At 73.4% G+C, this 14,199-nt stretch carries 9 protein-coding genes; 5 read left to right on the forward strand and 4 right to left on the reverse strand.

All coding sequences use genetic code 11. The annotated features are described in order from the left end of the window. The 3 genes from BBK14_RS28465 to BBK14_RS28475 form a co-directional block, all read right to left on the reverse strand. Positions 1–348 (reverse strand): helix-turn-helix domain-containing protein (locus BBK14_RS28465; protein WP_131802438.1); only part of this gene is annotated, 348 nt, incomplete at its 3' end. Between the two features lie 212 nt (positions 349–560). Then, complete coding sequence (locus BBK14_RS40780; protein WP_241831908.1) at positions 561–2,876, reverse strand: class I SAM-dependent methyltransferase; 2,316 nt, start codon at positions 2,874–2,876, stop codon at positions 561–563. Further along, positions 2,873–5,464 (reverse strand): HAD family hydrolase, encoded by a 2,592-nt coding sequence (locus tag BBK14_RS28475; protein WP_071066287.1) that lies wholly within the window; start codon positions 5,462–5,464, stop codon positions 2,873–2,875. The genes BBK14_RS40780 and BBK14_RS28475 overlap by 4 nt, the downstream gene beginning before the upstream one ends. 341 nt (positions 5,465–5,805) lie before the next feature. Here BBK14_RS28475 and BBK14_RS28480 point away from each other — a divergent pair, with 341 nt between their 5' ends. The 5 genes from BBK14_RS28480 (at position 5,806) to BBK14_RS28500 (ending at position 12,259) form a co-directional block, all read left to right on the forward strand. Then, positions 5,806–6,738 (forward strand): ABC transporter permease, encoded by a 933-nt coding sequence (locus BBK14_RS28480; RefSeq protein WP_071066309.1) that lies wholly within the window; start codon positions 5,806–5,808, stop codon positions 6,736–6,738. Next, positions 6,738–7,994 (forward strand): ABC transporter ATP-binding protein, encoded by a 1,257-nt coding sequence (locus BBK14_RS28485; RefSeq protein ID WP_071066288.1) that lies wholly within the window; start codon positions 6,738–6,740, stop codon positions 7,992–7,994. Before BBK14_RS28480 ends, BBK14_RS28485 begins: the two co-directional genes overlap by 1 nt. 26 nt (positions 7,995–8,020) lie before the next feature. Beyond that, complete coding sequence (locus BBK14_RS28490; RefSeq protein ID WP_071066310.1) at positions 8,021–9,421, forward strand: glycosyltransferase family 2 protein; 1,401 nt, start codon at positions 8,021–8,023, stop codon at positions 9,419–9,421. Next, a complete protein-coding gene (locus tag BBK14_RS28495; RefSeq protein WP_071066289.1) occupies positions 9,418–11,067 on the forward strand; it encodes a glycosyltransferase in 1,650 nt (549 codons plus the stop codon). The genes BBK14_RS28490 and BBK14_RS28495 overlap by 4 nt, the downstream gene beginning before the upstream one ends. Before the next feature lie 64 nt (positions 11,068–11,131). Beyond that, positions 11,132–12,259, forward strand: coding sequence for a glycosyltransferase family 4 protein (locus BBK14_RS28500; protein ID WP_071066311.1), 1,128 nt, complete (start codon positions 11,132–11,134; stop codon positions 12,257–12,259). 197 nt (positions 12,260–12,456) lie between these two features. Here BBK14_RS28500 and BBK14_RS28505 read toward each other — a convergent pair whose 3' ends face one another. Further along, positions 12,457–14,172 carry a DUF2142 domain-containing protein gene (locus tag BBK14_RS28505; RefSeq protein ID WP_241831909.1) on the reverse strand — a complete coding sequence of 572 codons (1,716 nt, stop codon included), beginning with the start codon at positions 14,170–14,172 and terminating at the stop codon, positions 12,457–12,459. Positions 14,173–14,199: the final 27 nt, after the last annotated feature.

A 14,199-nucleotide genomic window follows, 5' to 3' on the forward strand; every position in this document is an offset into this window, starting at 1 on the left:
CAGGCTCCAGCGGGTGAACGGCAGCCCCAGCGCCCTCGGCCTTGTGCGGGCGACCTCGACGATACGGGCCTCGCCCTCCGCGGTGATCCGCCGCGGACGGCCGCCCGCCCACCGCGGGTCCAGGCAGTCCAACCCCCGGTCGTTGAACGCGTGGATGACGTCCCGGACGGTGTCGGGATCAGCGGCGACCAGGGCGGCGATCGCCTCGTTGGTGTTCCCCGACGCCGACGCCAGGATCATCATCGCCCGGCGGATCCTCACCGCGTCGTGCCGACCCCGCCGCACGATCCGCAGCAGGGCTTGTCCCTCCTCGTCCGTCAACCGACGGACATGCACCGGCTTCGCCATCGCAGACCCCTCCCACGAGCAGGAGCAGATACCTGCGCATCACCGCAAACCGAGATCGCCACACCTCACCCGGCAGACGTTCACAGACAGCGCACTAGTGCCGGACCGACCGGTGCTGTCGGGCGGCCCGCCACCGGCAAGGCAGCGCTCTCCACCAATGCGTGGCGGCTCAGTGAGTCCTGGCTATCACCCAACCGCCACGGTTCGGAAGCCTAGTGCTCGGCGTCGGCAGATCCGGCAGATCCGGCCGGGCCGGTGCGCCCGGCCGCGGGGCGGTTGTTGCCGGATCCGTGGTCGGCGAGGCGGGTCAGGCCGGAGCCGAGCCGGGCGACGACGGCACCGCCGACGCGGCTGGCGGGGGAGCTCGCGGCGGACGGCGCGCCGGATCCTCCTGAGCCGCTGGACCCGCCACCGAGGCGGGACCGCAGCGCGGCGTTGGCGATCCGGGCCGCGGTGACCAGCTTCGGCTCGTCCGGGGATGCTGGCGCCCACGGCGGGCGGGGGACCTTGCGCGCGGCGGCCAGCTCCTGCTCGAGCTCGCTGATCCGGTTCAGCCGCTGCAGGTCACGGGCGGCGGCTTCGCTGCGCTCGGCGTCGATCCGGGCCCATTCCCGCTGCCGGGCGCGGGCAGCGCCGACCGCGTCGTCCTGCAGCGCGAGGACACGCAGGTACAGGTCGACGCGGTTGCGCTCCATCCGGGCCAGCAGGGTGTTGGCGACCCAGGGGGCGAGCAGGTCGGCGGCGCGGCGGGCCCAGGGGGCACGGCGGTCGAGGATCACACCGAGGCCGAAGATCGGCGCGATGGTGAAGAAGCGCAGGTCGGGATGCTCGGCGACGAAGTCCTCGACGGCGGTGCGCACACCGTTGCGGGGGCCGCCCTCGGCCAGGGCCCAGGAGAACGCGCCCATGCCGCGGAAGCCCCGGCCGGGGACGGCGTCCGTCCTGTCGATCTCCACGCCGACGTCCCACGAGTTGGGCTGGCGCACCGACTCCGGGATGCGGTCGGGGGCGTAGTACTGGTCCCGGCGGCCGGCGGGCCATCCGACGTCGTGCAGGATCACCAGCGGGAAGTAGGAGCGGCCGAAGTCACGCACGGCGGTCTCGATCATCCCGAGCTCGCCGCGGACCGTGGCGTAGTTGTGGTCTCCGTCGATCAGATAGGCGTCGGTCGGGGCGTGGCCGTCGAGCGCCTCGGGGCTGTAGCCACGGATGACCTCGACGTCGAGACCACCGCCGGAGGACGGCGCGACGCCCGGTTCGGGGTCGATGACCAGCAGCCGCCCGCCGCCGCCCCGCCGCAGCAGGTCGACGAGCAGGGACGTCGTCACGCCGCTCTCCGAGCCGATCTCGGCGATGCTGCGCGCGCCGGATGCCTCCAGCAGCGGAACCCACATCTCGCGCAGGTCCGACAGTGAGTGCAGCAGCAGGGGGGCGAGTGTCTTCTCGGTGATCTCAGTGATCTCGGGGGCGTGGTCGCCGCCGTCGTAGGTGACAGCCGCGAGCTCGGCGAAGCTGTCGCGCACCTCGACATCCGTCCCCGCGGCGGCGGGTGCGCGCCCGCCTGCCCCGCCTGCCCCGGCATCACCCGACTCGCTGCCGGCTGGCGCCTCGCCACCCGGGGCGGTGCCGCCTGGGGCGGTGCCACTCGGGGCTGCGTCTTCCGGGGCTGCGTCTTCCGGCGTCACGTCACTCGACGCGGCCTCACCGCGGGTGCCGCCGCCCGGTGCCCGGAGTTCGGGGCCGCCCGGCGAGGCGCCACCTGAACCCGGCCCCGGCACACCGCCGCCGCTCGCGGCGGAACGACGTGGCGCGGTCCCGGCACTGCCACGCCTTCCTCCAGCCAGTGGATCTGACCCACCCGCGAGCACGTCGAACGTCGCGGAGCTCCCCGGAGAGACGACGTAGCCGGACGAGACGGGAGCGGTCGGGCTCCCCGGCGGCCCAGGTCGTTCCGCGGCGGTTGCCGGCGGCCCGGGGGTGACCGGCGGTCCGGCGGCTACCGGTGGTCCAGCGGTGCCCGATGGTCCGGACGGCCGCGACGACACAGGTCCGGACGGCCGCTCGCCGGGCGCCGAGGCCGGGGCCGCCTCGGGGGGCGGCACCGAGCGCGGCGTGAAGAGCGAGGACGGGGGCAGCGCGGTCGGTGGCGGCGTCGCCGAGGGCCGCACGGACGGACGCTGCTCGGCCGGGGTCCGCGGCAGCGCCGCCGGCGGCACCACGGTCGGCGGCGGCACCACGGTCGGCGGCGGCGCGGCACTCGCGGGCGGCACCGCGCTCCGCGGCGGGGACTGCCCCGGGCCGGAGGCACCGCGTTCGGACGAGCGGCCCGGCCAGGCCACCGTCTGGTCTGTCGACGGGCGGAACCAGCGGCCGGCCGCGTCGACCCCGCCCGGCTGGCCGGCGGGGTCGTCCTGGCCCTGGGCCGGCTGCCTCCCGGCATCCCGCCCCAGGGCCGCACGGTCCCGGCTGTCCGCACGGTCCCGGCCGGTCCCGTCGGTGTCCTCCGGGCCGCCGGGCTCGGACGTCATCGCAGGCCGCCCAGCTCGCGACGGATCTTGCGGGCGGCGCGGACAGGCAGGCCGGTGCGGGCGACACCGGCCGTGCGCACCTGAAGCGGGTCGGCCCGGATCCCCAACCAGCCGAAAGCCATCTCGACCTCGATCGCGTACGTTCCGCCCAGCGTGGGCTGGGAGGTGAAATCGATCGTGTAGATGATCTGGGGATCGTCGCCGACGATCTCCAGCAGGTTGGCCTGCAGCAGGCGGACCCCGACCAGCGCGATCTGCTGGCCGGCGAGGTCGTCCAGCGACGTGACGGTCACCTTGTACGGCTCGACGGCGTTGTGCAGGTGGAACGAGATCGTCAGCCAGTCGAGACGGAGCAGGCCGCGACGGCCGGCCGGGTCGATGCGCACCCGCCGGACGCCGACCCCGTCGATGCGCAGGCGCACGATCGACATCCCGTCCCGGCCGGAACGGGTGACCGCGGTCTCCTTCTGCCCGTGGACGAAGTCGGTGCCGGTGTCGACGTACACCTCGACGGGGCCGGCCGCGGCCTCCGGGGAGACCTCCTCGGCGGGCACCCCGGCCGCGGCCGCCAGGCCGCTGATCACCGCGAGCGACCGGTTCGCGACCCCGGCCACGCCCGCGGGCCAGTACAGCTCCCGCATCGTGATCTTCTCGACGTCCGCGGGGGTCAGGTAGGGCATCCGGCGGACCAGCTCGGGCGGGAGCAGGCCCTCGGTGGAGTCGGAGCCGAAGTTGTCGTCGTGCGCCCAGGCCCCGAACGCCGACGCCTCGGCCGCGGTGGGACGGGAGACGAACCGGGTCAGCGTCCGCAGCGACGCGTGCCGGGCCCCGGGCTCGGACAGCGACGGCATCGCCGTCTCCGAGCGCCGGTAGCGCAGCCATTCCCGCTGGAAGGCGAGGATGCCGTCCTGGACGGCGGTCCGCTGGGCGACCTGGGTCCGCGACGTCCGGTCGATGCTCAGGACGGGCCGGCCGTCGTCGTCGAAGGAGACCAGCGAGCCGATGTCGGGCATACAGAGCTGTTCGAGCACCTCGGGGCTGCGCATGAGCTGGTTGGCCATCAGCTCGGGCTGCCCGCCGGAGGCCGCGTAACCCTCGATCTGCAGGCCGGCGAGGCGGTGCGTGCCGGCGGCGGCGTTCGTCGCCATGTACAGGCCGACGACGTCGAACTCGCGCCCGGTGGAGGCGAGCAGCCGGGCGAGCAGTGCCTGGATGGTGCCGCCCCAGCCCAGGTCGACCAGCACGATGCGGCCCGAGTCTGGCAGCTGGGTGTCGAGGTACTGGACGTAGCGGTCACGCAGCCGGCCGGCGGTCAGCACGATCTCGCTGCGGATGCGCTCGTCGGAGCACAGCGCCTCAAGGGTGTCGTCGAGCAGGCCGGGGACGTCGAGCCGGCGGTCGGTGAGCGAGGAGATGCCGGCGACGTTGTCGATGGCCACCCCGAGCTGGCGCAGCAGCTGGCCGACGCTGGGCGCGTGCCGGCGGACGAGGAACCCGCGCAGCTCCTCGGGGCTGCCCTCGAACACGTTGGCCAGCGCGCAGACCTGCCGGGACGCCCACAGCGTCGAGGTGGTCACCCCGGCGTCGGCGCCCGGGTCGGCGATCAGCCGGGAGAGGAAGTCACCCTCCCGCATCAGGCAGTAGATGTGGTCGGCGCCGTGGTCTCCGGTGCGTTCCACCGCCCAGTCGGCGAACCCGGTGAAGACCGGACCGAACACCGTCGCCCCGGATTCCCAGTAGCGCCGCAGCCCCGGCGGGACGGCGGCGGCGTCCGCCCGGTGCAGCGAGCGGGCCCGCAGCGCGGTCATGCCGTAGTCGCCGTTGGCGGCGTCGAGGGGGGTGTCGTCCCCGGGGCCGGTGAGCAGGCCCTCCAGCTCGATCGTCGCCTTCAGCGAACCCGAGTACTTCGGGTAGTGGATGGCGACCAGCCCGTGCTCGCGGGCGCTCTCCACGTCCGCGACCGGGTGGTCGCCGAGGTGGACGACCCGCGAGGGCTGCAGGTTCGAGGCCGCCAGCATGTGCCGGAACAGCCCGTCGCTCTTACTGATCCCCGAGTCGGAGGAGGTGAAGATCTGGGTGAACGGCACCCCGGCGAGCTCCGGGCGGCTGAGCAGCCGCTCGAGCTGGGCGGCCGAGAAGTATGTGTCGGAGAGCAGGTAGACCGGCAGGCCGAGCTTGGTCATGGCGAGCTCGGCGAGCTCCACCACGGCCAGGTCGGCGCGGCACAGGTCCCGCTCGACGGCGAGCTCGACGTCCATCAGGTCGCCGATGCTGCCCGCGCCGGGCAGCGCGGGGACGAGAACCTGCCAGATCTCGTCCAGGCGCACCTCGTGGGTGCCGCGCACCTCGTGCGAGTGCAGCCTGGCCTTGTGCTCGGCGAAGACCCGCAGCCGGGCGAACTCGCCCGGCGTGACACCGGACGGCAGCTGGCCGAGGTCGGCCAGCCGGTGCCCCAGGGTGATGAACGCGTGAACCGGCTCGGGCACCATGCGCCAGAGCAGAGTGTCGAATACGTCCAGAGTCAGGGCCTGCGCACCGCCCGACTCCAGATGCGACCAGACCTCGCGAAGTCGGACGTCGGTGAACACTGCCCGCCCCCTCCAGGCGACCGGGTCCCCGGTCACCTCTTCTGGGCCGGCCAGGCGCCCGGCGGGAACATGCGGCTCGGGTACGAGGCGCGGTGTTCGAGTCGTGGCGGCTGCCGGCCGGAGCCAGATAGACGGGTCGATACTATGAACCACCCTGGAGGTGGCAGTCACCGGACTGGGGGCATCACCTCTCGGGCGGGTGCGCGGTACGGTCTACGGCCATCGTCACGAACCCGAGTTGACGACACTCGAGGCCAACCGGTGACGGTTGCGCTGGGCGGAGGAGGGGCCGAGCACGGTGCGGGTCCGAGATGCACGCCCGACGCGGGGAGAAGCAGGCCATGTCGAGGGTGGCTGATCTGTCCACGCTCCCGAAACCGGAGCCGACGCGCGGCGCTCCGGCGAACCGTCCGCGCGGGTCCGGTGCGCGTCACGTCGACCATCGCAGCCGTGCGCAGACCCGGGTCCGCTGGGAGCTGCTGCGAAACCTGATCCGCAAGGACCTGAAGGTCAAGTACAAGGGGTCGTCGCTCGGTTTCGCCTGGTCACTGGCGAATCCGCTGCTCCTCCTGGCCGTCTACACCTTCGTCTTCCAGGTCGTTCTGAAAAGTGGGATCGACAACTTCGGCTTCTATCTGATGTCGGGACTGCTGGTCTGGAACGCGTTCTCAGGCAGTGTCTCGGCCGCCTGCGGCGCCGTGGTGGGCAATGCCAACCTGGTGAAAAAGGTGCGCTTCCCGCTGCTGGTGCTGCCGCTGTCGGCGGTCGGCTTCTCCGCGGTGCACTTCGCGCTCCAGCTCGCGGTGCTCTTCGTCGTCATGCTGGGGTTCGGCTACAGCCTGCTCGGGCCGGAGCTACTGCTGCTGATCCCGGCCGGCGCGGTGGCTCTGCTGTTCACCGTGGCGCTGTCGGTGCTGGTGTCCGCGCTCAACGTCCGTTACCGCGACACCCAGCACCTGCTGGACGTCGCCCTGCTCGCCTGGTTCTGGATCAACCCGATGGTCTACGCGTTCGGCCTGATCGAGAACAGGCTGAACGAGTGGACGTGGGTGTACATGCTCAATCCGATGGCGGTCGTCGTGACCACCTTCCAGCGGGCGATCTACGATCCGCCCGAGGGGAACTCGACCGGCTCGGCGCCGATCCTTGCCGATCTGGGGTACCGCTACTACCTCGAACACCTGGCGATCGCCGGGCTCATCTCGCTGGCCGTGCTGTGGCTGGGGCTGCGAGTGTTCCGGCGGCTGCAGGCCGACTTCGCCGAGGACCTCTAGTGCCGTCGCAACCGCTCGCCCCGCCCCCGATGCAGCCCGCGCAGCCGGCCGCCGTCGTGCCGTCGGCACCACCGGCGCCGGGCGCACCGGTGGTCATCCGCGCCGCCGGCGTCGGCAAGAAGTTCGTCGCCTACCACAAGCGCGCCACCAGCCTGAAGGAACGCTTCGTCCGGCGGGACACGACGAGCGGCGAGGATTTCTGGGCGCTGCGCGACATCGACGTCGAAATCGGCCGCGGGCAGACGGTGGGACTCGCCGGGGCGAACGGCTCGGGCAAGTCGACGCTGCTCAAGGTACTCGCCGGCATCCTGCGCCCGACCCACGGCAGCGTGTCCGTCAGTGGTCGGATCGCGTCCCTGCTGGAGCTGGGCGCGGGGTTCAACGGCGAGCTCTCCGGCCGGGACAACGTCTACCTCAACGCGTCCCTGCTCGGCCTGTCCAAGCGCGAGATCGACCGGCTCTTCGACTCGATCGTCGACTTCTCCGAGCTGCGCCACAAGATCGACGACGAGGTGAAGCACTACTCGTCCGGCCAGTACGTGCGCCTCGGCTTCGCCGTGGCCGTGCACGTCGACCCGGACGTCCTGCTCGTCGACGAGGTGCTCGCCGTCGGCGACGAGGCGTTCCAGCGCAAGTGCCTGGCCAAGATCGCCCAGTTCCGCGACGAGGGCCGGACGATCCTGTTCGTCACCCACTCCCTCGACCTGATCGAGAACATGTGCGACCGGATCCTGGTGCTGGAGTCCGGTGGCCTGATCTTCGACGGGCAGCCGGTCGTCGGGACGAAGCTGCTGCGCCAGCGGCTGGGCAGCCTGCCCGCGGACAGTCCGATCCCCTTCGACCTGGCGCCGGTGAAGCCGACGGCGGTGGCGTTCAGCCGCAACCCGGGCGGGCCGACCGAGGTGCAGTACGACCCGGGTGAGCAGCTCACGGTCAGCGTCGAGCTCGACCTCACCGACAGCGCGCCGCAGTACGTCTACCTGCACGTGGAGATCATGGGGCAGGGCGAGATACCGATCTGGATGATGGAGACCCCGCCGGGCGGGGTCAGTCCCGGCCCGGGGACCGCCGTGGTGGACTTCGTCGTCCCCCGGCTGCCCGAGCTGCTGGGGGCGTTCGCGATCAACGTCCGGGTGTCGGACGCGGCCACCGGCCAGCCGGTGACGGTACGGCGCTTCGAGGAGCTGTTCGGGGTCAGCGGCCCGCAGGTCGCCGGGCTGCTCAAGGTCGACTACGAGGCGAGGCTGCGCCGATGACGGACCGGGCGACGAGCAACGGGGCGATGACCACCATGGCCATGAACGTGGCCATGACGGGCCAGGCCGCACCCGAGCCACTCGCCACGATCGTCATCGTGAACTGGAACGGTGCCCACCTGCTCCCGCCCTGCCTGGACGCCGTCGCCAAGCAGGACGCGCCGTTCACCTTCGAGACGCACGTGGTCGACAACGCCTCGGCCGACGACTCGCGCGAGGTGCTGGCACAGCGCTACCCGTGGGCGAAGCTCGTCCCCTCGGACCGCAACCTCGGCTTCGCCGGCGGCAACAACCTCGCCCTGCGGGGTGTCACGACCCCGTACGCGGTACTGCTGAACAACGACGCGATCCCCGAGCCGGACTGGCTGGCCCGGCTGCTGGCCCCGTTCGCCGAGCCGGGCGGCAACCGGCTCGGCGCCGTCACCGGCAAGGTCGTGTTCCTCCCCCGCTTCCTGCGGCTGACCCTGTCGACGCACACCTTCTCGCCGGGGCCGCACGACCCGCGCGAGCTGGGCGTCCGGGTGAGCTCGGTGACGGTGAACGGCCGCGAGGCGCTGCGTGAGGTGCTGTGGGAGAAGCTCACCTTCGGCGCCGAGGGCCCGGCGGACGCGCCGTTCTTCTGGACCCGCGGCGAGGGTGAGCTGTGCGTGCCGGTGCCCGAGGGCGGCCCGGCCACCATCGGCCTCACCTGGGCCGCGGACACCGCCAAGCAGGTCACCCTGGGCTGGGCCGGCGCCGGTGACACCACCGCGACGCGCACGCTGCCGGTGGGCACCGAGCCGTCCACCGTGTCGTTCACCGTGGACGAGGGCGCCCCGCGCGTCGATGTGATCAACAACGTCGGCGGGATCGTGCTCACCGACGGCTACGGCGCCGACCGCGGCTACCAGCAGATCGACACCGGCCAGTTCGACAACCCCGAGGAGGTCTTCACCGCCTGCGGCAACGGCATGGCGATGCGGACCGAGCTCGGCCAGGCGCTCGGCTGGTTCGACGACGACTTCTTCCTCTACTACGAGGACACCGACCTCTCCTGGCGCATCCGGGCCCGCGGGTACCAGATCCGCTACGTCCCGGGCGCGGTGCTGCGGCACGTCCACTCGGCGTCGAGCGTCGAGTGGTCCCCGCTGTTCGTGTTCCACACCGACCGCAACCGGCTGCTGATGCTGACCAAGGACGCGACCGTGCGCACGGCCGTCTCGGCGGTCACGCGCTACCCGCTGACCACCGCGTCGATCGCCGTGCGGACGTGGCGACAGGCACTGCGCTCGCGCAGCCGCCCGGCGGTGCGGCCCACCGTGCTGCGGGTTCGGGTCTTCGCCTCCTACCTGCGGCTGCTGCCGGCGATGCTGCGCCGCCGCCGGGAGGTCGGCGCGACCGCCACCGAACGCCGGGTCAGCCTGCAGAGCTGGCTGGTGGAGCGATGACCACGCCCGGCTCCGGGGAGCCCGCGGCGACCGACCAGCCGGCGACCGATCCGGCGACGACCGTGGAGCCGGTGGCACCTGGCCCGCCGGTCGCGCCCGGGCTGCGGGCGGCGGTCTACAACCGCTTCTGGCACTCGATGGGCGGCGGCGAGCGCCACAACGGCATGATCGCGCAGGTGCTGGCCGCGGACGGGCTCGACGTCGACCTGATCGGGCATTCCGACGTCGACCTCGACGCGCTCGGCAGCCACCTGGGCCTGGATCTCTCCGGCTGCCGGTACCGGCGGCTGCCGGACCGTGGCGAGGACGCGATCGCCGCGCTGTCCGAGTCGTACCACCTGTTCGTGAACGGCTCGTACATGAGCCGGCTCGCCCCGCGCTCGCCGCGGTCGGCCTACCTGTGCTTCTTCCCGACGCCGTTCGACCACGACATGGCCGCCTGGCGCAAGGCCGCGGTGCGCACCGCCGGCCCGCTGCTGCGCGGGGTGAGCCCGGCCGTCAGCTTCGGGCAGGGCTGGTACCCGCCCGAGGGCGGCCGGCGCCGGCAGTGGACGTGGACGAACGGCGAGGGCATCCTGGCCGTCAACCCGGGCGGCGGGCGCACCCTGCGCGCGGACATCGGGCGTCCCGGGGCGAGCGGGGCCGTGCGGCTGCGGGTCGTCGACGCGGACGGCACCGTCCTCGCCAAGCTCCAGATCGACCAGGCGTTCGCGCCGTTCGAGGTAACCCTGCCGTCGTCGACCGCCGGGACGGAGCTCACCTTCGTCAGCGACGTCTTCTCCCCCGGGCCGGCGGACGTCCGCGAGCTCGGTGTGGCCGTCAGCCGGCCGCGGGTCACCGACGCCGACGAGGGGCCGCTGGAGCGGATGGCGCTGCGTTTCCCCTGGCTGCTGCGCGACCCGGCCGACCTCGGCTACCTCGAGGGCTACGACACCGTGATGGCCAACTCCGAGTACACCCGGGGCTGGATCCGGCGGATGTGGCGGCGGGACTCCGACGTGCTGTTCCCGCCGATCCAGGTCGACCGGCTCACCCCGGCGCCGGAGCGCGAGAAGGCCGTCATCACCGTCGGCCGGTTCTTCGCCCCCGGCCTCGGCCATGCCAAGCGGCAGCTCGAGATGGTGCAGTGGTTCGCCGAGCTGTACCGCTCCGGTGCGCTGCCCGACTGGCGGATGTACGTCGTCGGCGGATGCGAGGACTCGCAGAAGCCGTACGTCGAGCAGGTCCGCGCCGCCGGGGCGGGGGTGCCCGTCGAGGTCCTGCCGAACGCCCCGCGCGCCGAGGTGGAGCGGCTGCTGTCGACCAGCTCGGTCTTCTGGTCCGCGACCGGCTACGGCGAGGACGACCGCAAACGTCCCTGGACGGCGGAGCACTTCGGGATGACGACCGTCGAGGCGATGGCCGGCGGCTGCGTGCCTGTGGTCATCGACCGCGCCGGGCAGCGCGAGATCGTCCGGCACGGGGTGGACGGCTACCGCTGGACCGGCCCGGAGCAGGTCGCCTCGTTCACCCGCCGGCTCGCCGCCGAGGACGGGCTGCGCTCCCGGCTGGCCGCCGCCTCCGTGCAGCGGGCCCAGCAGTTCTCCGACGCCGCGTTCGCCGAACGCTGGCACGGCATCGCCGAGCAGCGCCGGCTCTACTCCTGACCGTGGACCCCCTCCTGAGCACGCACTCACTCCTGAGCACGGACTCCTGACCACGGTGCCGAAGCTGCGCGTCGTCCTCGACGGAACCCCGCTGCTCGGGCCGCGCACCGGCGTCGGCCGATACACGGCGGCGCTGCTGGCCGGCCTCGTCGAGCTGCCCGGGGCGGATCTCGACGTGGCGGCCACCGCCTTCACCTGGCGCGGCGGGGCGGGGCTCGACGCCGCCCTGCCCGCCGGGGTCCGCCCGGCGGCGCGCCGCGTCCCGGCGCGGCTGCTACAGGACGCCTGGACACGCTCGGAGCGCCCGCCCACCGAGTGGCTCACCGGGCGGGCGGACATCGTGCACGGGACGAACTTCGTCCTCGGCCCGCTGTCATCGGCGCGCGGTGTGCTGACCGTGCACGACCTGTCGTACCTCCGCACCCCGGACACAGTGTCGGCTGCCTCCGCGCGCTACGCGACGCTGGTGCCGCGCGGGCTGCGCCGCGCCGCCGCGGTGCTCACCCCCAGCCGCGCCGTCGCCGACGAGGTGATCGCCGCCTACCGGCTCGACCCGGACATGGTCACCCCGACCCCGCTCGGCGTCGACGCCGCCTGGTTCGACGCCGCTCCCCCGGCCCGCGGCTGGCTCGCCGCGCGCGGGCTGCCCGAGCGGTACCTGCTGTTCGTCGGGTCGGCGGAGCCGCGCAAGAACCTGCCGGTGCTGCTGGAGGCGCTGCGCCGGCTGCGCGCCGACGCGCCCGACACCCCGCCGCTGGCGCTCGTCGGCCCGCCCGGCTGGGGCCCGACGCTCGACACCTCGGGCTTGCCCGCGGACGCCGTCGTCACCGTCGGCTACCTCGACGACGCCGAGCTGCGCTCCGTGGTCGCCGGCGCGGCCGCGCTGTGCTTCCCGTCCCGCTACGAGGGCTTCGGGCTACCGCCGCTGGAGGCGCTGGCCGCCGGTACCCGGGTCGTGGCCGCCGACATCCCCGCGGTGCGCGAGGTGGTCGGCGCCGCCGCCGGTGTCCGCCTGGTCACCCCCGGCCGGTGGGACGTCTTCGCCGACGACCTCGCCGGAGCCCTCGGCGCCGCGCTCGCCGAACCGACCGACACCGCCCAGGCCGCCGCCGGCCGCGAGCACGCCCGCGCGTTCACCTGGCGGCGCACCGCCGAGCTGACCGCCGCCGTCTACCGCCGCGTCGCCGGCTGAGTCCCCCGCCACCCCGGTACCCCCGTCACCCCGTCACCCCGACGCGCCGGGGTGACGCCCCCGTGCGCCGGGGTGGCCTGCTCGCCGTTTGGTGCCTTTCTCGCCCTTTCGGAGCGAATTTCGCCGGGAATGCTGCCTCAAACGGCGAGAAAGAAACCAAACGGCGAGGAGCCGAGCATCAGAAAACGCGGTGTTCGCTACCTCGGGTAATCGGCTACCTGCGGAACCGGATCGGAGTCCTCCAGCGGTCGAGCACCCTCCGGCTGCCGATCAGCACTGACCCGGGTCGGACGCTTCGTCCTCTTTCGAGATTCCGCGGCGCCCAGCATGGCCATCGAAAGGCCGATCAGGCTTACTCCGAGCGCGCCCAGCACAGCCAGGACGCTCAGTAACACGAGGGCACCATCCGGGCCGACGGCCGTCGCCGCGAGCGCGTCGTGCAGCCGGCCGAGGACATTCCGCCCGGCGAGCTGCGGATCACGCCGAGCCAGCTCACGGCCGAGCATGACCATGACGGTGATCCCGAGCGCCGTGACCAGGGCGGACGTCGGCAGACCGCGTCGCGCGGCCGGGAGCGCCGAGCACGCGCCGGCCAACGCTACGGCCAGCAGAGGCAACGCCGGCAGCAGGTAACGGGTGAAGGGAGCGCCCCCGGCCGCGACGAAACCGACCAGCGTCGCGCCCGCGACCACAGCCTGCGCGATCGCGACAAGCCAGCACAGCACGCCCACCGCGGTACTCCACCGGTCGCTGTCGCACCGGCCACGGCCGCTGTCGCGCCGGAGGTTCCTGGCCGCGCGGACGGCCGCGGCGAGCAGCCCGACGACCGTGACCAGGCCGACGCAGACGGCCATCCACCGGGCCGCGCCGGTCAGCAGGGCCTGGCGGCCGAAGAAGCCGCGGTAGACGAACCACCAGAAGTCACCGGAGGTGAGGACCTCGCGCACCGACCGCGGTTCCGCTCCGGTGGGGAACATGTCGGCGATCAGCCCGGTGGCCGTCGGATCGCCGTAGAGCCTGATGTTGCGCAGGTAGAACCATCCGGCGACCAACACGGTGAGCGCGGCCGTCGCGACGGCGGCGGCGACTCCCAGCAGGAGGGTGCGGGCCCGCTCGGCGCGGGCCCAGCCCGGCGCGCCGCGGCCCAGCACGAACGCGACGCCGACCGCCGGCACGAGAACCGCGGCGGCCAGCGCGCCGCTGGCCCGGCTCAGCGCGGCCGCCGGGATCAGCAGCGCCAGCAGGACCAGAGTGCGCGCCGACGGCCCGCGCCGGGCGAGCGTGAGCGTCGCCACCGTCGCGCCGGTGATCAGCGTGACGGCGAGCGCGTCGTTGTAGACCTGGCCGGCGACCGCGACGAACCCACCGATCACAGCGGTGAAGGCCGCCGCGGCGACCGCCAGGTCGGGCCGGGTGGGCAGCAGGGCCCGGGCCAGTGCCGCCGTGGCCACCAGGGCGCCGATCCCGATCGCGAGGTTGAGCAGCCGCGCCCCGTAGAAGCCGGCCAGCGGATGCCCCGCGGCCCGGCCACCGCCGAGCGGGACGGCCTCGAGCAGGTAGAACAGCGGCGGATGGTTCGCCGTGTAGACGAGGTCGAAGTTGCTCAGCCCGCCGGGGCGTCGGGCGCAGGCGGGCAGGATCGCCACCTCCCGCAGGTCGATCGCGGCCCGCGCCTCCTCGGGGGGCACCCGGCAGCCGGCCGGCAGCCCGGGCATGCCCGGGACGGCCGCGCGCACGGCGGTGTCCAGCTCCGGCAGCCGGCCGTCGGCGACCTCGAGGGCGTAGGCGGTGTGCTGCGCCTCGTCGGCCCCCGCGAACGGGGCGGTCGCGAACGCGGTGAGCAGGCCGACGGAGCCGAACAGCAGGCCCGCGCCGGCCACGCCGAGCACCAGCCAGCGCCGCCGCGGGTCCACCCGGAACCAGCCCGAGCGGCGCTCACC

Origin of the sequence: Parafrankia soli (genome assembly GCF_001854695.1) — a bacterium.
GTDB classification, from domain to species: Bacteria; Actinomycetota; Actinomycetes; order Frankiales; family Frankiaceae; genus Parafrankia; species Parafrankia soli.